Source organism: Actinospica durhamensis (assembly GCF_018139695.1).
Taxonomy (GTDB): Bacteria; Actinomycetota; Actinomycetes; order Streptomycetales; family Catenulisporaceae; genus Actinospica; species Actinospica durhamensis.
Genome location: NZ_JAGSOG010000843.1, coordinates 1 through 402 on the forward strand (window position 1 = coordinate 1; position 402 = coordinate 402).

A 402-nucleotide genomic window follows, 5' to 3' on the forward strand; every position below is an offset into this window, starting at 1 on the left:
GGTGAGGATCTCCTGCCGCTTCATGCGGATGTCCACCAACCGTTCGATCTCGGTCGGCTCCAGGGGGATCTCGTTCGCCTTCTGCAGAGCGGTGCTGTAGGCGCGGGTCTGGAGGAGACCAGGGACGTAGACACAGGAGAAGTGGTCCTCGCGTACGGCCTCGTCCTCCAGCGTGAGCAGCAGGTTCATGCTCTCCGGGATGGAGTCGGCGAACGAACTCCACCAGCCCTGCTGCTTGGCGTCCTTGGCCAGCCTTACGACGGCCTCCCGCTCGGCGTCCGTTGCTCCGTACTCGCGGCACAGCGCGTCGACGACGATCCACTTCACCGGACCCGCCTGAGTCTCATACCGGCTGACCGTCGCCTTCGATACGCCGACCAGCTGCCCGGCTTCCTCCAGGGT

At 65.4% G+C, this 402-nt stretch carries 1 protein-coding gene; it reads right to left on the bottom strand.

Going from position 1 to position 402, the window contains the following annotated elements; genetic code table 11:
* A partial coding sequence (locus KDL01_RS42495) for a Scr1 family TA system antitoxin-like transcriptional regulator (protein WP_212534352.1) occupies positions 1-402 on the bottom strand: 402 nt, incomplete at both ends.